The 21,604-nt window shown below is 61.1% G+C and carries 36 protein-coding genes; 19 read left to right on the top strand and 17 right to left on the bottom strand.

Annotated features, from left to right (window positions below; genetic code table 11):
• Positions 1 to 50 precede the first annotated feature (50 nt).
• Genes ACVJ5M_RS18920 through ACVJ5M_RS18880 form a run of 9 tightly spaced genes read left to right on the top strand, consistent with a single transcriptional unit; the run spans position 51 to position 6,361 of the window.
• Entirely contained in the window at positions 51 to 893 is an 843-nt protein-coding gene (locus ACVJ5M_RS18920; RefSeq protein WP_456679370.1) for a YmfQ family protein, read from the top strand.
• A complete protein-coding gene (locus ACVJ5M_RS18915) occupies positions 787 to 2,124 on the top strand; it encodes a hypothetical protein (protein ID WP_354076428.1) in 1,338 nt (445 codons plus the stop codon). The genes ACVJ5M_RS18920 and ACVJ5M_RS18915 overlap by 107 nt, the downstream gene beginning before the upstream one ends.
• On the top strand, positions 2,117 to 2,452 hold the full coding sequence (locus ACVJ5M_RS18910) for a hypothetical protein (RefSeq protein WP_354076426.1): 336 nt from the start codon (positions 2,117 to 2,119) through the stop codon (positions 2,450 to 2,452). Before ACVJ5M_RS18915 ends, ACVJ5M_RS18910 begins: the two co-directional genes overlap by 8 nt.
• The gene (locus ACVJ5M_RS18905) at positions 2,421 to 2,765 is read left to right on the top strand and encodes a hypothetical protein (RefSeq protein WP_354076424.1); all 345 of its coding nucleotides are present in this window, start codon (positions 2,421 to 2,423) and stop codon (positions 2,763 to 2,765) included. Before ACVJ5M_RS18910 ends, ACVJ5M_RS18905 begins: the two co-directional genes overlap by 32 nt.
• Positions 2,762 to 4,195, top strand: coding sequence for a tail fiber domain-containing protein (locus ACVJ5M_RS18900; RefSeq protein ID WP_354076422.1), 1,434 nt, complete (start codon positions 2,762 to 2,764; stop codon positions 4,193 to 4,195). The genes ACVJ5M_RS18905 and ACVJ5M_RS18900 overlap by 4 nt, the downstream gene beginning before the upstream one ends.
• Positions 4,195 to 5,346, top strand: a complete 1,152-nt coding sequence (locus ACVJ5M_RS18895; protein WP_354076420.1) for a hypothetical protein — start codon at positions 4,195 to 4,197, stop codon at positions 5,344 to 5,346. The genes ACVJ5M_RS18900 and ACVJ5M_RS18895 overlap by 1 nt, the downstream gene beginning before the upstream one ends.
• A 2-nt stretch (positions 5,347 to 5,348) precedes the next feature.
• Positions 5,349 to 5,636, top strand: a complete 288-nt coding sequence (locus tag ACVJ5M_RS18890) for a hypothetical protein (protein ID WP_354076418.1) — start codon at positions 5,349 to 5,351, stop codon at positions 5,634 to 5,636.
• On the top strand, positions 5,633 to 5,809 hold the full coding sequence (locus tag ACVJ5M_RS18885) for a hypothetical protein (protein ID WP_354076416.1): 177 nt from the start codon (positions 5,633 to 5,635) through the stop codon (positions 5,807 to 5,809). Before ACVJ5M_RS18890 ends, ACVJ5M_RS18885 begins: the two co-directional genes overlap by 4 nt.
• Positions 5,810 to 5,818: 9 nt before the next feature.
• Positions 5,819 to 6,361 carry a hypothetical protein gene (locus ACVJ5M_RS18880; RefSeq protein ID WP_354076414.1) on the top strand — a complete coding sequence of 181 codons (543 nt, stop codon included), beginning with the start codon at positions 5,819 to 5,821 and terminating at the stop codon, positions 6,359 to 6,361.
• A gap of 277 nt (positions 6,362 to 6,638) precedes the next feature.
• On the opposite strand, the gene ACVJ5M_RS18875 is transcribed toward ACVJ5M_RS18880, so the two are convergent.
• From ACVJ5M_RS18875 to ACVJ5M_RS18850, 6 genes are all read right to left on the bottom strand, one after another.
• Positions 6,639 to 7,181 carry a hypothetical protein gene (locus ACVJ5M_RS18875; RefSeq protein WP_354076412.1) on the bottom strand — a complete coding sequence of 181 codons (543 nt, stop codon included), beginning with the start codon at positions 7,179 to 7,181 and terminating at the stop codon, positions 6,639 to 6,641.
• Between the two features lie 246 nt (positions 7,182 to 7,427).
• Positions 7,428 to 7,562, bottom strand: a complete 135-nt coding sequence (locus ACVJ5M_RS18870; protein WP_354076410.1) for a hypothetical protein — start codon at positions 7,560 to 7,562, stop codon at positions 7,428 to 7,430.
• Positions 7,559 to 8,101, bottom strand: a complete 543-nt coding sequence (locus ACVJ5M_RS18865) for a hypothetical protein (protein WP_456679369.1) — start codon at positions 8,099 to 8,101, stop codon at positions 7,559 to 7,561. The genes ACVJ5M_RS18870 and ACVJ5M_RS18865 overlap by 4 nt, the downstream gene beginning before the upstream one ends.
• Positions 8,102 to 8,390: 289 nt before the next feature.
• The gene (locus ACVJ5M_RS18860) at positions 8,391 to 8,774 is read right to left on the bottom strand and encodes a hypothetical protein (RefSeq protein WP_085401636.1); all 384 of its coding nucleotides are present in this window, start codon (positions 8,772 to 8,774) and stop codon (positions 8,391 to 8,393) included.
• Positions 8,767 to 9,381 carry a hypothetical protein gene (locus ACVJ5M_RS18855; RefSeq protein WP_456679368.1) on the bottom strand — a complete coding sequence of 205 codons (615 nt, stop codon included), beginning with the start codon at positions 9,379 to 9,381 and terminating at the stop codon, positions 8,767 to 8,769. The genes ACVJ5M_RS18860 and ACVJ5M_RS18855 overlap by 8 nt, the downstream gene beginning before the upstream one ends.
• Positions 9,382 to 9,467: 86 nt before the next feature.
• A complete protein-coding gene (locus ACVJ5M_RS18850; RefSeq protein WP_085401634.1) occupies positions 9,468 to 9,848 on the bottom strand; it encodes a helix-turn-helix domain-containing protein in 381 nt (126 codons plus the stop codon).
• 29 nt (positions 9,849 to 9,877) lie between these two features.
• On the opposite strand from ACVJ5M_RS18850, the gene ACVJ5M_RS18845 reads away from it, so the two are divergent.
• The 4 genes from ACVJ5M_RS18845 (at position 9,878) to ACVJ5M_RS18830 (ending at position 12,675) form a co-directional block, all read left to right on the top strand.
• Entirely contained in the window at positions 9,878 to 10,960 is a 1,083-nt protein-coding gene (locus ACVJ5M_RS18845) for a Crp/Fnr family transcriptional regulator (protein WP_354100270.1), read from the top strand.
• Positions 10,961 to 10,988: 28 nt separating this feature from the next.
• On the top strand, positions 10,989 to 11,318 hold the full coding sequence (locus tag ACVJ5M_RS18840) for a hypothetical protein (protein ID WP_354076400.1): 330 nt from the start codon (positions 10,989 to 10,991) through the stop codon (positions 11,316 to 11,318).
• The gene (locus ACVJ5M_RS18835; RefSeq protein WP_354076398.1) at positions 11,315 to 11,587 is read left to right on the top strand and encodes a hypothetical protein; all 273 of its coding nucleotides are present in this window, start codon (positions 11,315 to 11,317) and stop codon (positions 11,585 to 11,587) included. Before ACVJ5M_RS18840 ends, ACVJ5M_RS18835 begins: the two co-directional genes overlap by 4 nt.
• A 122-nt stretch (positions 11,588 to 11,709) precedes the next feature.
• Positions 11,710 to 12,675: an AraC family transcriptional regulator gene (locus ACVJ5M_RS18830; protein ID WP_354076396.1), complete on the top strand. Its 966-nt coding sequence runs from the start codon at positions 11,710 to 11,712 to the stop codon at positions 12,673 to 12,675.
• Between the two features lie 16 nt (positions 12,676 to 12,691).
• Here ACVJ5M_RS18830 and ACVJ5M_RS18825 read toward each other — a convergent pair whose 3' ends face one another.
• The 6 genes from ACVJ5M_RS18825 to ACVJ5M_RS18800 all read right to left on the bottom strand — a co-directional run bounded on the left by ACVJ5M_RS18825 (position 12,692) and on the right by ACVJ5M_RS18800 (position 14,865).
• Positions 12,692 to 13,123 (bottom strand): hypothetical protein, encoded by a 432-nt coding sequence (locus tag ACVJ5M_RS18825; protein WP_354076394.1) that lies wholly within the window; start codon positions 13,121 to 13,123, stop codon positions 12,692 to 12,694.
• Entirely contained in the window at positions 13,107 to 13,499 is a 393-nt protein-coding gene (locus tag ACVJ5M_RS18820) for a hypothetical protein (protein WP_354076392.1), read from the bottom strand. Before ACVJ5M_RS18820 ends, ACVJ5M_RS18825 begins: the two co-directional genes overlap by 17 nt.
• 35 nt (positions 13,500 to 13,534) lie before the next feature.
• Positions 13,535 to 13,765, bottom strand: coding sequence for a hypothetical protein (locus tag ACVJ5M_RS18815; RefSeq protein ID WP_354076390.1), 231 nt, complete (start codon positions 13,763 to 13,765; stop codon positions 13,535 to 13,537).
• Positions 13,766 to 13,844: 79 nt separating this feature from the next.
• Positions 13,845 to 14,321, bottom strand: coding sequence for an ATP-dependent DNA ligase (locus tag ACVJ5M_RS18810; RefSeq protein WP_354097506.1), 477 nt, complete (start codon positions 14,319 to 14,321; stop codon positions 13,845 to 13,847).
• A complete protein-coding gene (locus ACVJ5M_RS18805; RefSeq protein ID WP_349642895.1) occupies positions 14,312 to 14,434 on the bottom strand; it encodes a hypothetical protein in 123 nt (40 codons plus the stop codon). Before ACVJ5M_RS18805 ends, ACVJ5M_RS18810 begins: the two co-directional genes overlap by 10 nt.
• Positions 14,435 to 14,475: 41 nt before the next feature.
• Positions 14,476 to 14,865, bottom strand: coding sequence for a response regulator (locus ACVJ5M_RS18800; RefSeq protein WP_354076385.1), 390 nt, complete (start codon positions 14,863 to 14,865; stop codon positions 14,476 to 14,478).
• 37 nt (positions 14,866 to 14,902) lie between these two features.
• Between ACVJ5M_RS18800 and ACVJ5M_RS18795 the strand changes: the two genes are divergently transcribed.
• Together ACVJ5M_RS18795 and ACVJ5M_RS18790 are read left to right on the top strand one after the other, a co-directional pair.
• Positions 14,903 to 15,067, top strand: a complete 165-nt coding sequence (locus ACVJ5M_RS18795; protein ID WP_161495841.1) for a hypothetical protein — start codon at positions 14,903 to 14,905, stop codon at positions 15,065 to 15,067.
• Positions 15,068 to 15,574: 507 nt separating this feature from the next.
• A complete protein-coding gene (locus tag ACVJ5M_RS18790; protein ID WP_354076382.1) occupies positions 15,575 to 15,814 on the top strand; it encodes a DUF6894 family protein in 240 nt (79 codons plus the stop codon).
• Between the two features lie 179 nt (positions 15,815 to 15,993).
• On the opposite strand, the gene ACVJ5M_RS18785 is transcribed toward ACVJ5M_RS18790, so the two are convergent.
• Positions 15,994 to 16,176, bottom strand: a complete 183-nt coding sequence (locus ACVJ5M_RS18785; RefSeq protein WP_354076380.1) for a hypothetical protein — start codon at positions 16,174 to 16,176, stop codon at positions 15,994 to 15,996.
• An 84-nt stretch (positions 16,177 to 16,260) separates the two neighbouring features.
• Here ACVJ5M_RS18785 and ACVJ5M_RS18780 point away from each other — a divergent pair, with 84 nt between their 5' ends.
• The gene (locus tag ACVJ5M_RS18780) at positions 16,261 to 16,647 is read left to right on the top strand and encodes a hypothetical protein (protein ID WP_144030754.1); all 387 of its coding nucleotides are present in this window, start codon (positions 16,261 to 16,263) and stop codon (positions 16,645 to 16,647) included.
• Positions 16,648 to 16,720: 73 nt separating this feature from the next.
• On the opposite strand, the gene ACVJ5M_RS18775 is transcribed toward ACVJ5M_RS18780, so the two are convergent.
• The gene (locus ACVJ5M_RS18775; protein ID WP_354076377.1) at positions 16,721 to 17,296 is read right to left on the bottom strand and encodes a hypothetical protein; all 576 of its coding nucleotides are present in this window, start codon (positions 17,294 to 17,296) and stop codon (positions 16,721 to 16,723) included.
• Positions 17,297 to 17,440: 144 nt separating this feature from the next.
• Positions 17,441 to 17,707, bottom strand: a complete 267-nt coding sequence (locus tag ACVJ5M_RS18770; RefSeq protein WP_354076582.1) for a Rap1a/Tai family immunity protein — start codon at positions 17,705 to 17,707, stop codon at positions 17,441 to 17,443.
• 440 nt (positions 17,708 to 18,147) lie between these two features.
• On the opposite strand from ACVJ5M_RS18770, the gene ACVJ5M_RS18765 reads away from it, so the two are divergent.
• The 3 genes from ACVJ5M_RS18765 (at position 18,148) to ACVJ5M_RS18755 (ending at position 20,069) form a co-directional block, all read left to right on the top strand.
• Positions 18,148 to 18,327, top strand: a complete 180-nt coding sequence (locus ACVJ5M_RS18765) for a hypothetical protein (protein WP_144030752.1) — start codon at positions 18,148 to 18,150, stop codon at positions 18,325 to 18,327.
• 566 nt (positions 18,328 to 18,893) lie between these two features.
• A complete protein-coding gene (locus tag ACVJ5M_RS18760) occupies positions 18,894 to 19,601 on the top strand; it encodes a hypothetical protein (protein ID WP_354097503.1) in 708 nt (235 codons plus the stop codon).
• 12 nt (positions 19,602 to 19,613) lie between these two features.
• Positions 19,614 to 20,069, top strand: a complete 456-nt coding sequence (locus ACVJ5M_RS18755) for a PaaI family thioesterase (RefSeq protein ID WP_354097502.1) — start codon at positions 19,614 to 19,616, stop codon at positions 20,067 to 20,069.
• A 116-nt stretch (positions 20,070 to 20,185) separates the two neighbouring features.
• On the opposite strand, the gene ACVJ5M_RS18750 is transcribed toward ACVJ5M_RS18755, so the two are convergent.
• Both ACVJ5M_RS18750 and cysE read right to left on the bottom strand, forming a co-directional pair.
• Positions 20,186 to 20,404 carry a DUF3126 family protein gene (locus tag ACVJ5M_RS18750; RefSeq protein WP_007602550.1) on the bottom strand — a complete coding sequence of 73 codons (219 nt, stop codon included), beginning with the start codon at positions 20,402 to 20,404 and terminating at the stop codon, positions 20,186 to 20,188.
• 124 nt (positions 20,405 to 20,528) lie between these two features.
• The gene (gene cysE, locus ACVJ5M_RS18745; RefSeq protein ID WP_014494283.1) at positions 20,529 to 21,353 is read right to left on the bottom strand and encodes a serine O-acetyltransferase; all 825 of its coding nucleotides are present in this window, start codon (positions 21,351 to 21,353) and stop codon (positions 20,529 to 20,531) included.
• Positions 21,354 to 21,604: the final 251 nt, after the last annotated feature.

Below are 21,604 nucleotides of genomic sequence, written 5' to 3'. Positions count from 1 at the left end.
ATCGCGACAAGCACTTCACGCGAACCGGCGACGATTACGCCAGCGCGATGATGGACCTGATCCCGCAGGGACAGGCATGGCCGCGCGCGATCGGCAGCGCGCTGGTGAACGTGGTCACCGGGCTGACCCGCATCTGGGGCGACTTCGAAATCCGCGCCAGCAAGCTGCTGGAAATGGAGAGCGATCCAAGGACGACGATCGAGCTGCTGCCGGACTGGGAGCGCAACTGGGGCTTGCCTGATCCCTGCTACAGCGCGCCGCATTCGATCGCCGAACGCCAGCTCGCCCTGGTGATGCGCATGACGCTTGAGGGCGGGCAGTCGCGGCAGTTCTTCATCGATGTCGCGGCGATGCTTGGCTACACCATCACCATCACCGAGTATCGCCCGTTCTTCATCGCTATGGACGGCTGCGGCGACTGCCGCGTCTACGGCGATCTGCCGCCTGATCGGATGCGCAACCAGTGGGGCCAGAAGATCATGGACGAGAACGGCGATGCGCCCGTTCTGGATGGCGAGCTGGCGGAGTGGCCTAACTACGGTCTCTGCGGCGAAGTGTGGGTGCGGTCTTATTGGACCGTGCATGTGCATGAAGCAAAGCTGACGTGGTTTCGCGTCACGTCCGGCCAGACCGGCGTCGATCCGCATCTGCGCATCGGGCTCGCCGACGATCTGGAGTGCCTGCTCAATCGCTGGAAGCCAGCGCACACGCAAATCATCTTCGACTACAGCAACCTTGAGACTGGCGGGCGAAATGGCCGGGACACCTTAAAAAAGGGGAATTGCGATGAAGTACCATCAGCCCTACGGCGTCAGCGACCCGGACGCGCCGTATGTCAACGGCAACCCCTCGACCGGCACGATGGGTTCCATCCCGCCTGCCGCGTCGATTGAGTATCCGCAGCGCGAGATCGTGAGCCTGATCACGCATGCCGGTCTCGCCCCGCCCGACGACGCCGACCTCAGTCAGCTCGCGCGCTCCGTGCAGTCGATGCTGATGAACTCGCAGGACGATGCGGGCACGGCGAACGCCTATCAGGTGACGATGCATCCGGCACCGAACGCCTACTACAAATACCTGATGGTCATCCTGAAGGTCGGCAACGACAACACCGGGCCATCGGTGCTGAACGTCAATGCGCTGGGGCCGAAGCCCATCGTCCATATCGATGGCACCGCGCTCGACGCTGGCAACATGAAGGCCAACGCAATCGTCTGCCTGATGTACGATGGCGCAGCTTTCCAGATGGTGTGGTCGTCGGGTGGCGTTGCGGGCGTTCCGGGTGCGCCGGTCTTCCTGACCGCGCCGCGCACGCTCTATGTCAACTGGGCGACCGGCAACGACGCCACGATGGACGGCACCACGGCTGCAGCGGTCGCAGGCACCATCCATGGCCCGTTCAAGACGCCGCAGCGCGCCACCGACGAGATCAACAAGTACAATCTCAACGGCTTCAACGTGCAGGTCTATCTCGCCGACAGCCTGAACTACCCCAGCTTCGCGCTGCCGAGACCCAGCGGGAGCGGCAATGTCGGCTGGCAGGGCAATCTGGCGACCCCAAGCGCCTGCGTGATCACGGGCGTGAACATCACGGCGATTTCCGCAAGCAATTGCGGCCAGCAGATTATCGCTGGCATGAAGGTCACGGCGAGCGGTAACCCGAATATCGTACCTGATCCGATCTGCGGCATCTATATTTCCGGCGGCGGGTCGGGCGTCGTCGTGCAGGATATCGAGTACGGCAACTGCCTTGGCATGCAGCTCGTGTGCGCCCGCTCGGCGGTCGTGACCATGCTCGGCAAGCAGATCATCACCGGAAACAGCCCCGGCTCGTCGTTCTTCAACGGTGGATTTGTCCAAGCCTTCGCGTTGGGCTTCATCCAGACCGGCGTCAACCAGCCGGTGTTCTCGGCCCCGGCCGGGCCGGTCACCATTCCGATCTTTGCGTCCGCAAGCACGGGCGGCAACATCGGCATGTCGTTCCAGTCGATAGCCAACGCGGGCAACATCATCGGTAAAAAATACGATGTGTCCTTTAACGCCTGTATCGTGAACGGCAACGGCATCAACTATTACCCCGGCACCATAGCGGGCACGACATCGACCGGAGGACAATATGCCTGACACCTACCCCGTTTCCCTTCGCACCTTCTATCGGCTGTACACGCCACTCACTTGGTACTGGAAGGCTGATGATGGCCGCGTGTTCGCATCGGAGCGTCAGCTCATCGTGGACGAGACTGACGCGGGCTATCTGGACTTCATCACCGCCGGGCCGCCGAGCGAGTGGCCGCCCGATGCGGCTGGCGTACAGACCGATCAAGCGTTGCAGGATTTGGTCGATGATCTTGAGATCAAAGTCGGCGGCGAACCCCTCCCCGTAGCCGAGACAATGTCAGTCCCCGGAGCAAAGAGCCGCCATGGCCACCGTGAACATCACAATCGCGAATGATGCGGACTTTTACCGCACCTTCATTTGGAGAACGCTTGCCGGGTCGCCCATCGACCTGACCGGCGGCGTGATGGAGATGATGCTGCGCCGTCACGCCAAGGACGAGGCAGCCGAGCTGCGGCTCGGCAGCGACACGGGCGAGATCGTGTTTACTGACCCGCCTGCCGGGCAGTTCACCGTGCGGATCGTGCAGGAGGCGCTGGAGCGGCTGGCGCTGGGCGACTACGACCAGTCAAACATCTTCACGCGCGGCGGCAACAAGGTGCGCGTCTGGTCTGGCAGGCTGGCCAACAACGCGGGGCCAACACGATGACCGAAGTCGAAGTCATTCAGGACAACGATGTCACCCTCATCGCAGAGGACGACGCAACTTCGATTGTTGTGACCTTCGATGACGAGACCGAAATCATCCAGACCTTCGAGCAAGGGCCTCCCGGCCCTCCCGGCCCGGAAGGCCCGCGCGGTTATCAGGGCGACAAGGGCGATCCGGGCGGTCCGGGTCCGCAGGGTGATCCGGGTCCGAAAGGCGATCAGGGCGATGTCGGCCCGCAAGGTCCGCAAGGCATCCCCGGCGTCAAGGGCGACAAGGGCGATACCGGCGCTGCTGGTGCGCCGGGACCGGCAGGCCCCTCAACCATCACCGTCTCCGATACGCCACCCGTTGGCGCGGCTGACAATACGCTCTGGTGGGAAAGCGACACCGGTCTGCTCTACGTCAGAGTGAATGACGGAAGCAGCACGCAATGGGTAATTGCCTGTCCGCAGCCCGACTTCACCGCGTTCGTCACCAAGAGCGGTGACACCATGACCGGAGCGCTGACGATCAAGCCCGCCGCAGGATATGCCACGCTGTCTCTCGACAAGCCGAACGCTACAGTCGGAAGCACGCTCATCGGCAAAAACAATGGAAGCACGAGATGGCAACTCCATCTTGGCGCTCCCGGCGCTGAGAGCGGTGGAAATGCCGGATCGGATTTTTTCATCCAAAACTATTCTGATGCTGGTGCGGGCCTTTCTACGGCACTGCAAATCTCTCGCGCCGATGCCAGCGCAACGATGTCGGGGACGCTGACGGTCGCGGCTATCAACGGCGTCAGGTCAACGGCACCGGCCAACAACGCACACTTCTGGTTCTACAAGAGCGATGCCACGACGGGCGGCATCTTCTATTACGAAGCAACGACCGGGCATCTCCGGGTGCAAGTCGCGAGCAATCCCAATCTCTTCGGCTTCATGACGACCGGGCTTTTCCAGCCAGCGAATGGCTTCGCGGGCAAGCAGGGCTCATCGGGCGGCTACGGCGCGAACGGCTGGAATTTCTACTGGTCCACCAGCGTGCTGCAGGGCTGGGTCGATAACGTCAATCTCGGCAACGTCTCCTTCACGTCGGACTATCGCATTAAGAAGGACGTGGCCGATCTGCCCGGTATGTGGGAGACGGTCAAGGCGCTGCGCCCGATCAAGTACACGCACACCGATTTCACGCCGCCCGCGCAGATGGAGCTGCAGGCGTCGCGTTCAACCGGCGAGATGCAGCACTTCGTCGTCGGCGACGACATCGAGCGCTGGGGCTTCATCGCGCACGAGTTGCAGGGGACGCTGGTACAGAGCGCCGCGACCGGCGTGAAGGACCAGCCCGACCTGATCCAGTCGCCGAACCCGTTCACCATCATCGCCGCGCTGACCAAGGCACTGCAGGAAGCCATGGCGCGGATCGAGACGCTGGAAGCAAAGGTGCCGTAATGCTCGACTTCCCGAACGCGCCAGTGCTCAACCAGAAATATCCACAGCCGCCGGTCGCGGGTGTGCCGGTCTACACATGGGACGGCGAAAAGTGGACGACCAAGGCTGATGCGCTCGGCACCAGTTACGGGCGCAAGAAGAACTACATCCTCAACGGTGCGATGGGGGTCAACCAGCGCAATCCAGGCATCGCGGTCACCGCCAACGCGGCCCACATTGTCGATCAGTTCTTCATCTCGACGGTGACGGACGGCACGATGTCGTGGCAGCAAGTTGCATCGCCAACGCCATCGGGCTCGCCGAACCGTATTCGCGGGACGGTGACGGTCGCTGATGCCGCGCTCGGCACCAATCAATACATGCAGGTTGGCGCCAAGCTCGAAGGCAGCCGCGTGGCCGATCTGCTCTTCGGCAGCCCCGCCGCCAAGCAATTCATTTTGCAATTCGGCGTCAGGCTACCGGCTGGCACCTTCGGCGTCTCCTTTATGAACGCTGCGCAAACTCGCTGCTACGCTGACACCTACACGGTCGCGGCAGGCGAAGCGAATAGCGATGCGACCAAGTCCATCGTTCTGACCGCCGATACGCTGGGGACGTGGATCAAGGACAGCTCGGGTGCAGGGCTCGACATTCGGTGGAGCTTCGGCTGCGGCACGAGCTTGCAGGGCGCGACGGGCGTCTGGGGCGCTTCGTCGCTGCACTCATCCGCTGCTCAGCTCAATGTGATGGCGACAAACGGCAACGTGGTCGAGCTGTTCGATGTCGCTCTGTACGAGGGCAATGTCACCCAAGTATTCGAGATGTCGGATTTCGCCGAGACCCTGCGCAACTGCGAGCGTCTCTGGCAGTCGAGCTACGCCTATGGCACGCGCCCCGGCACCGCGACGAACGTCAATCAGGAAGCGGCGTGGGACAACGGCTCGACGGCCAGCATCATCATGAGAAATATCCATTGGCGCGGCAAGATGCGGGCCGCGCCCACCGTGACCATGTTCTCGCCGGTCACCGGAGCGTCGGGCGTGGTCTACAATTCGGCCGGTGGCGTCGATGTTGCCGCGACGATTGACAGCGTCGGCGACCAATCGGCTCGCATCAACGGCACGGCGACGCAGTCGTGGTACGGGCACTGGGTCGCGGACGCGGGGATGTGACGATGGCCGAGTATCAGCTCACCACCGAGGACGCCAACGGCCCCGTGCAGCGCGCCGCAGACCACGCCTGCATCCCCAACGATCCCGCCAACCGCGACTGGGCCGAATATCAGGCGTGGCTCGCCGATGGTGGCGTACCCGATCCATATGTGCCGCCAGCGCCGGTGCCGCCGATGCCAACCGTCGAAGATCAAGTGCTGTTCGACCATGAGAACCGCATCCGCGCGATGGAGGGCCTGCCGCCGCTGTCGCTGGACGAATTCATCGCGAAGATGAGGGGCGAGCCATGAACGTCCCAGGTGACCTCGCGCACAAGGTGGTCGACCAGATGAAGGAGACGCCCTTTGTGCTCGCGATCCTGATCGTCAACATCACGGTGCTCGCTGGCTTCGCCTACACCCTGCACGAGGTCAGCGGCGCCGTTGCGCGCCGCGACACCATCCTTGAACGCTGCATCAAGTAGGAGAACACCATGGGCATCCTGATCAGCTTCCTGAACCTGCTGCTCTACATCGCCATCATCGTCTTCATCGCCTTCGTCATCGTCTGGGTGATCCAGTCGTTCATGGGCTGGGCAATCGACGCCAACGTCATGAAGTGGGGCAAGGTCATCGTCGGCCTGCTCTGCCTGATCGCCGTCGTGATGTGGCTCGCGGGGGTGCTGGGAGCGGCCCCGGCCTCCCCCACTTTTGGAGCTACCGATAAACGTCAATCGCAGCTTGACGCCCTGCCACCGGCAGAGCCAGCACCGCCGTCAATCTGCAAGGGCCAGATCCCGCGCGCCGGACAGTCGGCGACGTGGGAGCCGGTGCGTGAGCTATTCCCTTCAAAGTGGAAAACCGCTAAGAATAACGCTGCAGTTGACGACCTCAGGAGGGCCTATGACCGTGGGGACATCAGCATCGACCGAGCCCGAAAAGCAGTCTTCGACCTTGCTGGCGGAATTGGAACGCCTGAGTGGGCAAGACGTGGCATTGGCGCGACTGCTCCATCACAGGGATCAACATATCGGTAAGCTGGCCGAAGGCTTCATTGCCATCAACTGGTGTGGGGAGATGCCTGAAGTGATCGAGCCTGAGGAGCAGCACATCATCGATTTGCTGTGCGAGTACGACGCGGCACTCGCGCATGAGGCGCAATAACCCGCTTAGCCGTCCGGCCATACAGCGTCGTGGTTTCTTGGGTGTCGGTGACGCGCGGCCAGCGTTGCGCCCGGCGGCATCGTAGAACTGGCGCTGCTGGGGCCATCGCGTCACCGGAAGCGATCAGAACCAGCAGCGCGATCAGCGCCCTCATTTGGACCTCCCGAACGTCTTTTCGGACTTCAGCAGGAACAGACCCTCGTTGCGGTCATCATCGTAGAACCCGATCCAGTAGTATTCCCGGTGGTTAGGCGGTCTCTCGCCGCCGCAGACGAACGTCGCGCGATACTCGACATCGGCCCGCGTCGTCGGCCATTGCGGCCTCAGCCCGACAAGTCTGCACCCAGCTTCGTTTCCAGCCTCGTAGTGAAACCCGCGCGCGGTGATCTGGATGCCTTCCTCATCCTTCCCGCAGTGCTTCATCATGTGCGGCTCGCCGCACCATCGGCCGTGGAACATCGAAGGCATCTCGGCGGCGTCGGCGGCGTTCGCGGCGACCAGCAGCAGGCCGCCCAGCAGGATTGTCCTCGTCAGTTCCATCACCAACCCGTTGTTGTTGAAGCAGCCATAGACCCACTTGCTATGATCTCTCGGGAAATAGGTCCATGAGCCGTCTGGATTTTTGGTGACGACACGCGCGCGACCATTGAAGTCGGTGAACTGGATAGTCGCGATCTGATCGCGGTCGACCATTTCATAGGCCACGACCGGAAAATTGAAGCTGTCCTTTCGGCTACCTCCTTTTGGCCTGGCTTGATCTCAGGGAGACGAAGCCACGCTGACCAGGGGTCGTGCAGACGAGCGTATGGTCAGCGGCCCGCGCAAACTCCGTCGCGGGGGTGATCAGCCTAGGCGCCTGCACGTCCAATAGCGATGCTTGTTCTTGGTGAAGTAGAAGCGATGGCAGCCAGACGCCCGCCGCCGGGCCTTGTCTGGCGGTCAGGCTGCCTTCACCGGAGCCTGCGCCACCACCGGATCGACAACAGGCGGTGCGGGCCAGCGCTCAGCGAAGGCTTCGGCGTGCGCCAGCGTTGCTGTGCAGATCGCCGCTATGGTGAACCGTCCCCTCATCATCCGTCACCACCATCCTCGCCTAGCGCCTGCAGCACTTCGGCGAAGGTATGCGTCTTGACCGCCTTCATGCCGCTCTTAATCTCGTGCCACTCGCCCTTGGCATCGAACGGCGGCGCGAAGATCACGATGGCATCGTGCTGATTGAGCCGGACCAACGCAGCCTTGCCCTCCTCCGCCCGCCGTAGCATCCAGCGCCGCAGCGCCGGATCGCGGTGGGCATCAGGGTGCTTCGGATCGATCCAGACCTGCACGACCTGGATGTTCTGCGGATCGCCGCCATCGTCGGGCGCGATGGTGATGAAGTCCGGCATAATGTCGATGACGTAATGGGCGTGGTCGGGGCGCCTGAGATCGGCGGCGTCGTCGTTGACCAGCCAGCGGCAATTCCAGACAGCACATTCCGGCGGCATCGCGGGGGTGTGATAAACCACGCAGCCCTTGTCGTGTTTCCGGTGCTTGCAGCGTTGACCCGCCTTCTTGCCGAGCCGCGGCACCGGCAGCAGCTTGCAGCACAGCGAACAACTACCGCATTGTCGCACGACGCGGTCTCCGTCCAGTCGGTCTCCGTCCAGTCCACTCAGGGTCTTCGCTCGACGGATACTCGTCTGCCTCCAGGGCAAGCCTCCGGGCAGCATCTTCCAATGCATTGTAGATCGCCTGATAGTCCTCATTCCAGCGCGGCGAGCCAAGGTGCTTCCTGACCACCAGCTCAAGTTCAGTTTCAAATTCGCTCATGCTGACCCCTTCATCTTGCGGAACTTCTTCGTCATTTGCATCCTCACGCTGATCCCCGCTCCGGGCCGAAGCCCGGAGCTAGCCTACCCCTCGCTATTTCTTTTGCTGGTTGCGGTCGGTCTCGCGCTTCTCGTGCCAGCGTTCCGCCTTCACCATCTCTGCCGCGAAGTCCAGCTTCTCGACCTGCTTGATGGTGAACGCGTACCCGATGCCCGCTAGCGTGGCCTTCATCGTCAGATGCTGCGGGCGCTTGGTTTTTTTCTTTTGCCAGTTGGCGAGGGTCGAATTGCCGACGCCGGACAACATCGCGGCTTGACTGACGGTCAGGCCCTCCTTGGCGATGACGCTGCAGACTTCGTCCATGTCCGGGTCGTGATCATGTTCGATGATTTTTCTGTAGAGCCGGATCGTTCCGTTGCGCTTGTTGTGTCCGGGCTTGCCGTGTCCGTTCGTTGCGGCCTTCGTCTTCTTAGCCATGTGCCGCCACTCCACTGCCGTTCAGTGACGCGCCGTTAGGGATAGGTGCCGGGGCTTCGGCGGCTGCCTTCGCACCCTTCGCAAGAACTGTGTATTCACCTGGGCCTGCCTTCTTGATCAGCTTCTCGCTCGCCATCTTGGACAGGATCGGGCTGATCGATTTCTCCTGACGCCCTTCTTTCACGAACAAATCCCGCAGCTCGCGCACCGTGAATTGCTTTCGCCCCTTGATGGCGCCCTCGATCAGCCCTTTGTTCGGCACCTCATAGTGCTGACCCTTCGCCTTCGGCTCCGGCGCTGGCAGCGCCTCGACACGAATGAACTCGTCACCGCTTTTTCTGATGACGTTAGCCTCGGCCAGTTTCTTGAGCCCATAATATGCAGCACTGCCCTCGCGGCCCGCCGCTTTGAAGTGCGCGACGATCGCCGCCGACGTGAACCTGGGATTTGCCTGCACGTATTCGGCGGCGAAGTCCGTCGCGCTGACCTCATGCATCTTCTTGTTCTTGAAGTGATTGACGTGGGTGATGAACTCGTAGCCGACGTCTACGACGCCGATGCGTTCCAGCGCAGCGATCGCTGGCCCCATCTGCGCGATCGATACCACCGCGAACAACTTCACTTCCTCGGTGGTCTCTGGTTCCTTCTTTGCCATTCCGCGTTTCCTCTTGTGATGAGAGTGGGTTTTCAGTTTCAGAGGCCCTCGAACCGCCTCGCCAGATCGACGATCGCCGCTCGCAGGTTTTCGTCTTTGATGGTGACGAAGCTGTCGACCAGCTTCATGCCGTCGCGCGTCGCAACGATGCGATCGACGTTCGACAGTCCTTTCGACTTCCTCCCAGCGCGCCGCTCCGGAAGCAGGTCAACGATCTCGCAGTCGAAAATCTGGGCGACCTGCTGCAGCCGTGATCCGGACAGCCGGTTCACGCCCTTCTCATACTTTTGCACCTGCTGAAACGAGACGCCGAGCTGTTGCCCGAGCTCGTCCTGCGAGAGTTTGAGCTGATTGCGATACCCCCGGATTTTTTCGCCGATGTATGCGTCGACGTCCGTGACCGATCTAACGTTGGGCATGATGTCCTATTCCCTGGGTTGGTGTTTGGTTGCGAGTTGTTATTTCAAGGGATCGGGCACGTTGCCGCGCAACGCGAAGGAAGGTCAACCGCCACCCTTCGGATGAACTCTCAGCGCGTGAAACACCAAATCGCCTATCGCTGCAGGCGATATCGCCGATCACTGCACGCGATGTCGATGCGCGCGCGCATGAGCGGAATTCATTTTTGCCGGAACGACAGCCGGATCGTGCCAACAAATTCCGTTTTCCCCACACCGATCTCTCCCCGCACAAATTTTCGGTTTTGATTTTTCGAGACGCTATGTCATGGAGCAACCGCGCGCAAGCTGAGCCTGCGTCAAGCAGCTTTACGCACGCAGGTAGAGTAAAGCTGCTTGACGTCAAGCGGCTTTACGCAAAGCGGCAACAACAAGAAGAAAAGGTGGCAACTTGGATGACAACAACTGCTGCACTAAGCGAGGAGCATAGGGCATGGCTCAATGAGCATCTTGATCGCAATGGACTGGGGTGGGAAATTGCGAGCGTCATGCAAGGTCGGAAGCTGTTCAAGGCGGGCGACGAGGTAACGCGGACAATTTTGGTTTTGAAGGGTCTGATCAAGCTCAACGTCGAACGAGACGGCAAGACTGTCCTTCATGAAATCAGGCCACCAGGAAGTTGGCTCGGCGACGCTGTCGGTAATGGGCGTTGCCATCATCGCCACGCCGCCGTCGCGGCAATGGCCAGCGAGGTTGTCGTCTTCCCGCGAGCGACGTTTAACAAGACGCTTGACGATCATCCGGCGCTCAACGCCCTGTACAGGAGCGGGCTGGAAAATCATGTCGGCACGCTGAAAGATGCGCTGGACGATCAGCATTTCGCCTCCTCCGCTACGCGGCTCGCCCGCTTGTTCCGCGACCATTTTACTGGCGAGAACGCCAATGCCGATGAGCTGCGTTACGAGACGACACCGACCAAGGTTGGCCAGTTGATCGGGTACTCTCGCCAAACCGTTAACGACACGATCCGTGACAAGCTTGATCCGGCGGGCGCGGTGAAGAAGATGAGCACGAATGTCTACCACCTCTACAGGCAGAAGCTGGAGGAATTCCTCGCCGGAAACCGTGACTGACGACCAACCAATCACAACGAGAGCGCAAATGAGACTGACACTCGGACCAATCATCGACAACACCAACGCGAGCCTTTGCGTCGATGAGGAAGACATCATCACCGTCCACTGCGAGAACGCGCGAGCGGTCGCAGAACAGATCGCCCGCGCCGTCAACCGCGACAAGATATTCGACGCCCTGGTCGCTGCGCTGTCACCGTTCCGATCCGATGAGATGGGCGGCAAACTGGTCACCATGATCGACAACCGCGAAGATGGCGGTGAAGAGGCAGAGAAGCGGCTGCGCAGGCTGGTCACGATGATCGACGTGATCCTCAACACCGTCGAGGCGGCCGATGATGAGGCCTATGCCGCATGACTGTGACGCCGACGCCGACGCCGACGCCGACGCCGAACGAGGTCGACGCGCTGGTCGAGGAGATCAAGAAACTGCTGCGGGGCCAAGGCCCCGAGTTTCAAGGCGCAGCACCCTGCGATCTGGTCTCGATGTACTTTGCTGGGCACCACCCAGCGCTGCGCGAGGAAGTGATCGAGCACTGGATCAAAACCATGCGAGCGCTGATCCCGCCCAACGAGGAGGCCCTGTTCGCTCACTACGGCAAGCCCGAGGGTTGGGAGAAGCAATGAGCGAATGCAACCGCGCCGCACGGCATTGAATGGATCGCATCCATACAATTCCGCGATCTAAACATCTTGTTAATTGCGAGCCGCGTTGGAGAACCAGAAATAAGTGGCAAAGGCGCGTTCCTATGAGTTCGATCATCACGATACGGCAGAATGAATTTCGCGATCCCGAGGCGCTGCACGAGGCGGTGCAGAATGCCCAATCGGACATCGCGCAGCTTGAGCCCGGCCAGATCACCGTGAAATTGACACACCTAGCTCTTGGCTCGGTTGGCGTTTCGACGGGCGACTTCACGCGCGGCATTCGCCAGCGCGGCGTGTTGAGCCCCGACCGATGGGTGTTTGGCTTCATCGCCAATCCTGCGGTGATTTGCTATTACGACATGGCACCGGGCGATCTTTTAATCCTCGCGCCCGGTCAGGAACTCTATTCGAGTTTTTCGGGTGCCAACAATTATGTCACGGTCCTCGCCGAGCAAGAGGAGATGTTCGCCCGCCTCGTTCCCGAGCCCGGCGCGCAGAATGCGCCCGCTTGGCGGCAACCGAGCACGCTGCTGACCGCCGATCCAGCCCTCGCCGCCGCTCACACCGCAGAGGTGCGGAGGTTGCTCGCGGTAATCGCCGAACATGTGGCAACGATGCCGCCGTGGGAGGCTGAGCATTACAAGCACGCCATTCTGGAACTGGTTACCGCGCCAGTGATCGACGCCGCCGGCTATCGCTATCGCGGCCCGCGTCTGCGGTCGGAGGTGGCGCTGGTACGCGAGGTCGAGAACTTTGTGATCGAAGCCGGTACTCGTCCGCTGCTCGTCTCCGACTTGGTCGTCCATGCAGGCGTGTCTCGGCGCGCCCTGTACCGCGCGTTTGACGAAGTGCATAGCATGTCGCCCATGGAATTCCTTCGCCGCAAGCAGCTCTCCGATGCGCACAACACGCTTTTGACGGCAACGCCCGGCACGACAGTCGAGAGAGCCGCGATTAAGCACGGCTTCGCCCATCTCGGGCGGTTCGCGAAATGGTATTACTCGCAATTCGGAGAGATGCCGAATGAGACTTTGCGTCGGCCCTCGCCCTTCCGCCGCCTGCAGTGAAGCCAAGCCTGCTCGCTCATTTCACCACCTTGAGGGATCGTAACTGTTCAACGGTGCGGGCGTGCATCGCTTCCGCCCCCTCCCAAGTCGAGGTGCGGCTCAGATCAAGATCATGCTCACCGCCGAAGATTATGGTCTCAAACAGCAGCGGCGGCCCCTCGCCCATGAAGCGATGATCGAGGCCCAAGAACACGGTCGAGACCGTAAGGCTGCGGCCGAAGTCGGTGAAGGCGACGCGCCACGGGTCGATGCCGCTTTTGGTGATCTCAAGCCGGCGATCCGCAAAGACTTTGCCGAATGCAAGGCGGTTCTCAATCGGGACCGGCGTGCGCCAGACCAGCCGGTAGCAGCGGGGACCGAAGTGCTTCCACAAGTTCTCCAACTCGTCGGCGCTGGGATCGACGCGCAGGAATGTCGAAAAGCGGATGTTGTTATTGTCGTCTGCCATCCCCGACCACCAACAGTCCCTGCGCCCGCGCGAAGGCTGCTTCCTTGCTCAATCGGCCATTGATAGCGCGTGGGCTGGCATTGTCATCGAAATAGACGAACTCGACCGAGCCGTCCTGGCGCACGATCTCGAAGCTCTCGTCGTCCTGCACGATCTGCGCGTTCGGCATCGGGGGCGCCGTGATGTCTTCGCGGTCCCTCTGGCGGACCACCTTCACGGTCCAGCCGCGTTGCTCGCACTCTTTGCGCACCCGATCCCTCGACCAGTGCCGCATGTAGCGGACGATCGGCGCGGTCTCGACCACCACGTCATCGAACAGCACGATCCCGGCGGTGAAGCTGGGCAAGCGGATTTGGGCGAGTATTTCGGTGATCATTCGGCCGTTAAGGGGTCAGACAGGCGCATCATCAGTTAATGCCCGGCGGCAAGCGCCCGAATGCGGTCGGCCTCCTTCTGGACCTCATCCATGTGCGCCTCGAACTCGGCCTCTGTGAAATTCGTGTAGGTCCGCTTGTTGAACTGATCGACCTCCTCGCCCAAGGCGTCGAACACCTCAAACCAAGCCGCAGCCGTGCGCGGAATATGCCTGTCGAACAGCTCGCGCAGCTCGCGTCGGAACTCATTCAGCTCGTGCTGGGTCATTGGTGATGGCCTTCGTTCGCTAAGCGAGGCTAATCTAACCAACCGGCAGATCATCGGTCCACTGTTACAAACGACAGCGTCAGAAATGATCCTGCACGCGCTTGTAGGCTGGGTGGCTGCGGTTCTTGACCTTGACCCAGTGGGTGCAGCGGCCCGCCGTGTAGCGGCGCTCGCGGTGCTTGGACACCAGCCCTTCCAGGCCGAGGCCGCAGGCGGCCTCAAACAGTTGGGGACCGACCTCGCCCTGTTCGAACGGCGCGACGAAGATGCCCTCAGGACGGCCCCGCAGCAGCCGGTCTAAATGGGCCTTGCGCATCGACAGCGGCAGCTTGCGCATGTCGTCGCCGTCACCCGCCAGCATGTCAAAGGCGTAGAGCTGGACCTCTGCGTTGTGCTTGCCGGAATGCAGCCCGTCGAAGTCAGAGATGCCGTCCACGCCCAGCAGCACCGCCTCGCCGTCGATCACGAACCGGGTCTGCCTGATCTTGCGCGCGACCTCGGCGATCCACGGAAAGCGCTTCGTCCAGTCCATACCGCGCTTGGTGATCAGGCGCACTCGCGGATGACCTGCAAGCGGTAGCCGTCGTATTTGACTTCGTGGAACCAGTCTGGCCCAGCCGGAACCTTGTCGGCCTTCACCGGCAGGGCGAAATCCGAACGCCTGCGCATGGCAGAAATGTAGAAAGCCGTCTGCGGATTGCCAGTCGACGCTACGCCGCGACAGGTGATCGAACCTCGCTACACAGTTCGGCGATATCGTCGATTGCGTCTGCTAGCAGATAGGGCTTTTCCCTTCGGTGCACATGCCTAAATCGATCGGGGATTGTCTCGGCGCCGTAGCCAGTCATGAACATAAATGGCTTGTCCATACGCGCAAGTTCGTCCGCGAACGGATAGCTAGAGTGGCCGCGCAAATTTATGTCGAGTACGGCAACATCGAAGCAATCATGATTGAGAGACAGCGCTTCTGCGACGTGGGAAATCGGTCCAGTCACATGAGCGCCGAGCGAGCGTAGCGCATTAGCGAGGTCATCCCCCACCAAATACTCATCTTCAAGGATGAGAACGCGGCAGCCCTTCAGGGGATCTATGTGGGTCATACTCCACCCCCGTGTTCCGCCTCAGAACCCCAAGCAGATGCGTGAGGAAATGTTCCGCAAGGATGTTCCATATTTCGCGCCCGAATTGAAATTACCGATCGGTGCGCGGCATTTGACACACGGTACAAAGCAGCCAACCATCATCGGCGAGTGGAAGGCCAGGAACATTGCGGCGGTTCTCAAGTTTTTCGGCCGCCCTTGAGAAAGGGCAATCATCCTTCTGGCCCCAGCACAGCTCCCCGAATGAGATGGGCTCTTTTTTTCCCTCGAGGGCCGTCCTGCCACGTGAAGAGATACGCAGGTCCTCCAGATCGATGACCGCGGCTGCCTGTTGGCGGTGGGAGCGGTAAATCGGTTGATCTGGCGCAATGGACGTTCACCGGTGAGTGTTATGGCTCCGGTACCCAATCCGGTAAGCCGGAGCCCAAGCCTACGCGCTCAGAGGAAGCCCGCCGGATCATTGAGGAGTACGCGAACCACCTCCGCGAGATAATAAGGAAACTCAGTGAGGGGTTGAATTAAGACCGCCTTGGGTTTGAAGGTCCCCAGCTAGGCCCGTCAGCTCGACCCACTGCATTACCAAGCCTTCGGGAAAACTAGGAAGCCAGCTTCACTTGCCCCAGGGGCTCGGCATGTCAGCTCGGCCTAGAGGCACTGCCTGCCTCCGGGAAAACTAGGAACTCGGTGGGGTGGTGCAAGTTGGTGCGGCATGCCAAGGTATTACTTCGACTATCGCGGTCCGGCCCTCGTTATTGATCATGACGGTATCGATCTTGCGGACCAGAAGGCTGCCGAATGGCTGGCGCTGGAATTATTAGGAGAAACCATAATTGGTTTTGCTCGCGGCCCTTTCACCAAACCGGTCGAAGTCGACGTAAGAGACGAGCAGGGTCCAATATTGCGCGTGTCCGCTACGATAGACGTCAAAGACGCGCGGCCACGTACCTAAGCGCTGGCGATACGCGGAGCGCGGCGAAATCCGGCGCGATTGAAGGCTCCCTTCGCCAATTCCACTTAGTTCGAGACTGCAGTTAGGAACGCAGCTTTGAACGCGGGGGTTAGATGGCGATAACCTGTTGGAGCAGCGCGTGTCGCATGTACATGTACAGAGAGCCCGTCCTTGACGAGCTAAGGCAGGTCGAGCGTCAGGTAGTTGAAGGTGAGGGGCAACTTGCAGAGCAGGAGGCTCTCGTCTTCGGCTTGAAACGGCAGAAGCAGGATACGAGCAAGGCGGAGGACGAACTCGAACGGATGCGCACCGACCAGCGCCGACTTCAACAGGAGCGACAACGCCTCTTGTCGGGGCTGCAACCCTAAGTCTCGTCGGTAGGCGCCCTGATGCCGACGCGGTGACCGCCCGCCCGTTCGATCGCATGAGCCGACCGGGGTGGTGACATGAGCAACCGTCACGACCGTCGCCGTTATCGGCGCGAGGCATCCGGTGCGCTGTTGACCTATTTGGTCGATATCGATGATCCGCTCGATGCTCACCCATTGCTGCAACGCGCCGCACGCCGCTGGTGTGATGGTCTCTCGGCACCTCCACATAGAGAATGCGTCACCTGCGGCGTTCAGATGTCAGGCAAGAGGTGTGTCGGGGCATTGCTGCTCACCACGCCAGCATCCACTAAACCGACTGTCGCCAGTGTCTTCGGGGTCTGTCGCGAGTGCTGGCTTATCCGTGATCTTTCACTGGAGGTGATAGAGCGCAAGGCAACGGAGGTGCTGCAGGCAGTGGTGCCCAACGGCAGGTTCGAACCGCACTCGGACGCGCGAACATGAAGCCGATACGACACCGGGCGTGCCTCCCTGGTGTCCTTTGGTGCGGCCCGCGCCGCCACCGAAGGCTGGCCAACTACACGCGCACCAGGTCCAGCTCAAATACCGGGTAGCCTTTGTCGGGTTCATACTCCAAGCCAAGAAAGGCGCGGGTTATGAGGCCGCTGCTGAACCTCGCGCCTTGCAGGAAGCGCTCGACGGTGTTGCTGTCCAAGAAAAATTCGGCGGTGTGAATGACGAGGACGTACCGCTCGTAAGATCGCACGGGCGGTTTCGAATTTTTCACATCCAGCAATTTTTGAAGGGCAACAACGAAGTCGTCGCGGTCCCAGTTGAAATAGGCTTCGGGCTTCCGAGGCTCTTCGCCTCGCGCTCGTTGTCTTACCGCCTTGATGGATCGTTCGAGCGTGGGACGGTGAACCAGTTCGGTCACCTCGATGCCAGAAAATTGGCCGTTGAGCATGGCTTCGCAGTCCGGCGGGTCTTCGTCGAGCGATCTCAGATCAGTAACCTCAAGCTTGGCGGCCTCAAGGACTTCGCGCGCAATGCCTCTTTCGCCGACAGGCTTGTCGCGCCAGAACCAGAAGCTGTTCCATTCTCTCTTGTTGACCCGGATCAACTGTCCAAGATCGTCATCGTCATCGTCGTTCATCCCTAAACCCACCCGCTCGCACGCCATCCTCGGACCTTCGTCTCGGCGATGTCGGCCTGCGCCGCCGCGAGCCGTCCGGGCTCTCTGGTGGCGTTAGCTAGGGGCGCGGCTCGCGCGTTTTTCGGAACGCCCATGATCGATGCCTCATTCCGCTGGACAAGGCCACGCTTCCATCAGCGCCTCCATCGCCAAGCCCTGAAAGCTCAAATGTAGTCTTTCTGGATGTCGTTCGAGCCAACTGACAACGACACGATGTGCTTGCATGTGAGGGATACCCTTTGGCGCGCAAAACCTTCCACGTTTTGGAAGGGAGGACCCGACCCAAACCAAGGTATCGATAGTCCCCCCGCACTGCCCCTCCCAAACGCCGGGCGGTTTATCCTCAATAAGGGCCTTGCAGTGCGGAAGCATATAATTTCCGCTATCGAAGTCGGGAGCAGCAAAAACGGACGAAGAAGCAAAGAGCAAAATTAGAACCAGCGATAGTTTGACCGTCATGGATGTCCTTCCAAGGTGATGCTCGCAGCTATGAGCGCGTTGCCCCGCATCAACACGAGTGCCGACTACCGGTCTAGACCCGTCAAGGTCGGCCCCGGACCGGCGCAGGAACATCGGGGCTTTTGCCAAGTTTTCCGGCTACCCTCAAGCCGTGAGGGCAGCCTCAAGGCCCCGGCTCATGCTTCAAAGCCGGGGTTCCTTTTTAGACGGCACCGCCTCCGCAATCTTTCTTCTGCCGCGCAACCGTAGAGCTCGCACCCTGGGAAATTTCCCAAGTGTCCGGCCCAATCGCTGGCGCTACATCTTCCGCCCATTGGATCGCTTGCGTGGGACGTCGCGGGATGGAGGAACTGATGGCCCAGCTCGATAAGTTCCGGGCGGAGGCAGAGTATTGCGGCCGATTGGCGAGAACTGCGCCAGACAGGCAGACGCGTGCCCTATTCGAACGGCTTGCCGAACGGCTCCGGGACATGATCCAGGAAATCGAGACGACAATCGCCGCGCGAACCAAGCTGAGTGGTCGCTGGGAATAGTCGTCCGCAATCTGCTCGCTACGGTTGTCGGAACTCACACCCGCTGGGCGAGGGACAAGGCTCGGGCCGGATCGGCGCCAGGAACATCGCGGCTTTTGCCGAGTTTTCCCGACGCCCAAGCGCTCGCAAGGGCAAACCTCAGAGGCCCCGGCTCAGCCCCCATTTGGGCCGGGGTCCTTTTTCATGCGGTCATGCCCCCAGGGCCAGCCCGCCCTGGGGACAGTTCCACGCCCCCACCTTCCGGGTCACGTTCTCGGCAGTCGCCCACCGCCACGAAAAAAACGCCGCCCCGGACCAGGGGCGGCGTCACTTTCTGGGGCCAAAACCAAAACGGACCGGAAACGAAACCTAGGGAAATCGACCCGTTCTAAGTGGGAAACTCAGTGGGAAACCATTGATTTCATTGAAAAGACCCAGAAGGGAAGGTTAACAGCGGGGGCCGATCCGCGCAGGGCCCTTCCCCGTCCCGGCGGCCGGGAACGCTCCGCGAATTCGCCGCCGCATGGCATATTCGCCGCTGATTCGTCGGCCACCGGCCGACTTCCCGGTTCGACTTGCGCAAGCTCATGACGATGTTTTCGGCAGCTCCCCTTAGGTCCTCCAGGACGCACCCTCGGGCGCATGTCGTCCCGATCGTGCTCGGCGGCATTGCGGCGCTGGGCGCGGTGGCGCTCGTCGCCTATTTGCTGTGGCCGACCTGGGGCTCGGGCGGCGCGAATGCTCCGGACCGGCTGCCGGTGAGTGTCGGCGGCACGCTGTTCAACGTTCCCACGACCGCGATCAGGATGAAGATTCAGCGGCACTCCGGGCCGCAGGAGCGCATCGATCTCGACTTCCTCTACCCTTCGCTTGAGCCGCCGGGCGCGCCGAAACATGTCACCGCCGACACCGTGGAAGAGGCGATGCAACCGATCGACCGTGTCTTCCTGTCGATATCGGCGCATCACGATGCGCTGGCGCCGGAGCAGCGAACAGCCACGATCTATCCGCGCTATCTCGACCAGGCCGCGACCAGTGTGGCGGACGGCCTGACGATGCGGATGTTCCGCGCCGACACGCCCTATGGCAGCGAGGACTTCTATTCCGCGACAAGCCCCGCGCTGACCGCACGCTGCACGCGCGATGCCGCCACGCCCGGCATGTGCCTCTCCGAACGCCGTGTCGGCGGCGCCGATCTCACCTTCCGCTTTCCGCGGAGCTGGCTGTCGCAATGGCGTGATGTCGCGGAAGCGCTGGACCGGCTGTCAGCGCAGCTGCGCGGGCCGAAGGGATGAGCGCGGATCGCTTTGCGCCGCATTGACTGGCTGATAGGCTCGTCGCCAACAACATCAAGCGCGGCGATCGACGTGACCGATGCAGCAGCAAACCTGCCTCCGGGCGCCCAATTGTTGGGGCGCGAATGGCTCGGCTTTGACGAGGGCGGGCGTGCCTTGATCCGCTTCCAGGCGCAGCTCGCATTCACCAACAGGCATGGCACGATCCAGGGCGGCTTCCTCGCGGCGATGCTGGACTCCGCCACCGGGATTGGCGCTCTGGCAGCGCTGTCTCCCGACCTGACAGTGGTCACCAGAAGTCTGGATACGCGCTTCCTGAAGCCTGCAGCGGTCGGAGCCATCACGGCACGCGCGCGCGTTGTCGAACGGACGGATCGCGATATGGTCGTGCAGGCCGATCTCGTCGATGCGAACGGCATCACTGTCGCTGATGCCACGGCGCGACTGCGCATTCTCGCGAAGAAATAGAACTACGGAACCGCGGAGTTAACGTTCGTCATTGCGAGCAGAGCGAAGCAATCCAGAATTCCTCCGCGGAAAGATCCTGGATTGCTTCGCTTCGCTCGCAATGACGGAGAGAGAAACTATTCCTGATCGACGAGATCGTCCTCGAGGATCGCCATCTGGAATTGGAACGAGCGATCATCATCCTCGTCATCGACGAAGAGCACGCCGATGAACTCCTCGCCGATATAGACCTCGGCGGAATCATCCTTCTTCGGCCGCGGCACGACGCGGATCTTGGGATTGCCGAATACGCGCTTCAGATACGCGTCGAGCTTCCTTACTTCCTTGACGTCCACGGCAAGTCTCCAATCGAAATCTGGGTTGGCGGGGTTTTAGGACGAGACGCGACGAACCGCCAGCATCAATTGCCAAAGAATTTGGGGACGAACAGGGCCGCAGAATCCGGCCATTTTCTCTCGCTCAAAGTCCCATCGCGTTGATCATCTGATCCATGGTGCGCGACGGCTCGGCGCAGCCGGCCTCGCCGACGATCTTGGCGGGCACGCCGGCAACCGTGACGTTGTGCGGCACCGGCTTGACCACGACCGAGCCGGCGGCGATGCGCGCGCAATGACCGATCTCGATGTTGCCGAGGATCTTTGCGCCGGCGCCGATCAGGACGCCGTGACGGATCTTCGGATGGCGGTCCTCGTTCTCCTTGCCGGTGCCGCCGAGCGTGACGCCGTGCAGGATCGAGACGTCATCCTCGATCACCGCGGTCTCACCGCAGACGAAGCCGGTGGCGTGGTCGAGGAAGATGCCGCGGCCGATGCGCGCGGCGGGATTGATGTCGGTCTGGAACACCGCAGACGCGCGGCTCTGGAGATAATACGCAAAGTCCTTGCGGCCCTTCAGATAGAGCCAGTGCGCGAGGCGATGGGTCTGAATGGCGTGAAAGCCCTTGAAGTAGAGCAAGGGGTCGATGAAGCGCGACGTCGCGGGATCGCGATCGTAGACGGCGACGAGATCGGCGCGGAAGGCGTTGCCGAGATCGGGAGCCTCGCGCAGCGCCTCGTCATAGGTCTGGCGAACGAGATCACCCGACAGCGCGGAATGATCGAGCCGGTCGGCGAGACGATGGATCACCGAATCTTCCAGGCGACTGTGATGCAGCACCGTCGAGTAGATGAAGGTCGCAAGCTCCGGCTCGCGATGGACGATGTCCTCCGCCTCGCCGCGGATCCGATCCCAGATCGGATCGAGCGTTGCGAGCTTTCCTCCCGGACTGACCTGATGCACTGCCATAGGATCTGCTCTTTCGAATTGGCTCATTTTGCTGGCTCTATAACACAGTCTAGCCGACGAAGTCCCGACGGGCTTGCCTGAGAGTGAACAGTGAATTGCTCCGCGAAAGCACGCCAACGCCTTGAAACACAACAGTTTCTTCTGACGCCCCCAGGCGGCGAGGTCGGCTCAAAATGGTCAGGGTTTTGCCAAATTCAAGCCGGGCAGCGTCAAACTATTGGTGAATTCCGCCTCGACGGCTGTTGCGGGCA

It is taken from the genome of Bradyrhizobium sp. S3.7.6 (assembly GCF_054061875.1).
This window is presented reverse-complemented; position numbering and strand designations above follow the sequence as displayed.

Excerpts from the sequence above, each read along its gene's own strand:
- ACVJ5M_RS18795 (WP_161495841.1), top strand. The coding sequence starts at position 14,903 with ATGCGTGAGGAAATGTTCCGCAAGGATGTTCCATATTTCGCGCCCGAA.
- ACVJ5M_RS18830 (WP_354076396.1), top strand. The coding sequence starts at position 11,710 with ATGAGTTCGATCATCACGATACGGCAGAATGAATTTCGCGATCCCGAG.
- ACVJ5M_RS18820 (WP_354076392.1), bottom strand. The coding sequence starts at position 13,499 with ATGATCACCGAAATACTCGCCCAAATCCGCTTGCCCAGCTTCACCGCC.
- ACVJ5M_RS18765 (WP_144030752.1), top strand. The coding sequence starts at position 18,148 with ATGGCCCAGCTCGATAAGTTCCGGGCGGAGGCAGAGTATTGCGGCCGA.
- ACVJ5M_RS18780 (WP_144030754.1), top strand. The coding sequence starts at position 16,261 with ATGAGCAACCGTCACGACCGTCGCCGTTATCGGCGCGAGGCATCCGGT.
- ACVJ5M_RS18760 (WP_354097503.1), top strand. The coding sequence starts at position 18,894 with ATGACGATGTTTTCGGCAGCTCCCCTTAGGTCCTCCAGGACGCACCCT.
- ACVJ5M_RS18790 (WP_354076382.1), top strand. The coding sequence starts at position 15,575 with ATGCCAAGGTATTACTTCGACTATCGCGGTCCGGCCCTCGTTATTGAT.
- ACVJ5M_RS18900 (WP_354076422.1), top strand. The coding sequence starts at position 2,762 with ATGACCGAAGTCGAAGTCATTCAGGACAACGATGTCACCCTCATCGCA.
- ACVJ5M_RS18770 (WP_354076582.1), bottom strand. The coding sequence starts at position 17,707 with ATGCTTCCGCACTGCAAGGCCCTTATTGAGGATAAACCGCCCGGCGTT.
- ACVJ5M_RS18915 (WP_354076428.1), top strand. The coding sequence starts at position 787 with ATGAAGTACCATCAGCCCTACGGCGTCAGCGACCCGGACGCGCCGTAT.
- ACVJ5M_RS18875 (WP_354076412.1), bottom strand. The coding sequence starts at position 7,181 with ATGGTCGACCGCGATCAGATCGCGACTATCCAGTTCACCGACTTCAAT.
- ACVJ5M_RS18800 (WP_354076385.1), bottom strand. The coding sequence starts at position 14,865 with ATGACCCACATAGATCCCCTGAAGGGCTGCCGCGTTCTCATCCTTGAA.
- ACVJ5M_RS18890 (WP_354076418.1), top strand. The coding sequence starts at position 5,349 with ATGGCCGAGTATCAGCTCACCACCGAGGACGCCAACGGCCCCGTGCAG.
- ACVJ5M_RS18805 (WP_349642895.1), bottom strand. The coding sequence starts at position 14,434 with ATGCGCAGGCGTTCGGATTTCGCCCTGCCGGTGAAGGCCGACAAGGTT.
- ACVJ5M_RS18775 (WP_354076377.1), bottom strand. The coding sequence starts at position 17,296 with ATGAACGACGATGACGATGACGATCTTGGACAGTTGATCCGGGTCAAC.
- ACVJ5M_RS18885 (WP_354076416.1), top strand. The coding sequence starts at position 5,633 with ATGAACGTCCCAGGTGACCTCGCGCACAAGGTGGTCGACCAGATGAAG.
- ACVJ5M_RS18870 (WP_354076410.1), bottom strand. The coding sequence starts at position 7,562 with ATGATGAGGGGACGGTTCACCATAGCGGCGATCTGCACAGCAACGCTG.
- ACVJ5M_RS18840 (WP_354076400.1), top strand. The coding sequence starts at position 10,989 with ATGAGACTGACACTCGGACCAATCATCGACAACACCAACGCGAGCCTT.
- ACVJ5M_RS18880 (WP_354076414.1), top strand. The coding sequence starts at position 5,819 with ATGGGCATCCTGATCAGCTTCCTGAACCTGCTGCTCTACATCGCCATC.
- ACVJ5M_RS18910 (WP_354076426.1), top strand. The coding sequence starts at position 2,117 with ATGCCTGACACCTACCCCGTTTCCCTTCGCACCTTCTATCGGCTGTAC.
- ACVJ5M_RS18920 (WP_456679370.1), top strand. The coding sequence starts at position 51 with ATGGACCTGATCCCGCAGGGACAGGCATGGCCGCGCGCGATCGGCAGC.
- ACVJ5M_RS18905 (WP_354076424.1), top strand. The coding sequence starts at position 2,421 with ATGGCCACCGTGAACATCACAATCGCGAATGATGCGGACTTTTACCGC.
- ACVJ5M_RS18860 (WP_085401636.1), bottom strand. The coding sequence starts at position 8,774 with ATGGCTAAGAAGACGAAGGCCGCAACGAACGGACACGGCAAGCCCGGA.
- cysE (WP_014494283.1), bottom strand. The coding sequence starts at position 21,353 with ATGGCAGTGCATCAGGTCAGTCCGGGAGGAAAGCTCGCAACGCTCGAT.
- ACVJ5M_RS18835 (WP_354076398.1), top strand. The coding sequence starts at position 11,315 with ATGACTGTGACGCCGACGCCGACGCCGACGCCGACGCCGAACGAGGTC.
- ACVJ5M_RS18895 (WP_354076420.1), top strand. The coding sequence starts at position 4,195 with ATGCTCGACTTCCCGAACGCGCCAGTGCTCAACCAGAAATATCCACAG.
- ACVJ5M_RS18825 (WP_354076394.1), bottom strand. The coding sequence starts at position 13,123 with ATGGCAGACGACAATAACAACATCCGCTTTTCGACATTCCTGCGCGTC.
- ACVJ5M_RS18850 (WP_085401634.1), bottom strand. The coding sequence starts at position 9,848 with ATGCCCAACGTTAGATCGGTCACGGACGTCGACGCATACATCGGCGAA.
- ACVJ5M_RS18815 (WP_354076390.1), bottom strand. The coding sequence starts at position 13,765 with ATGACCCAGCACGAGCTGAATGAGTTCCGACGCGAGCTGCGCGAGCTG.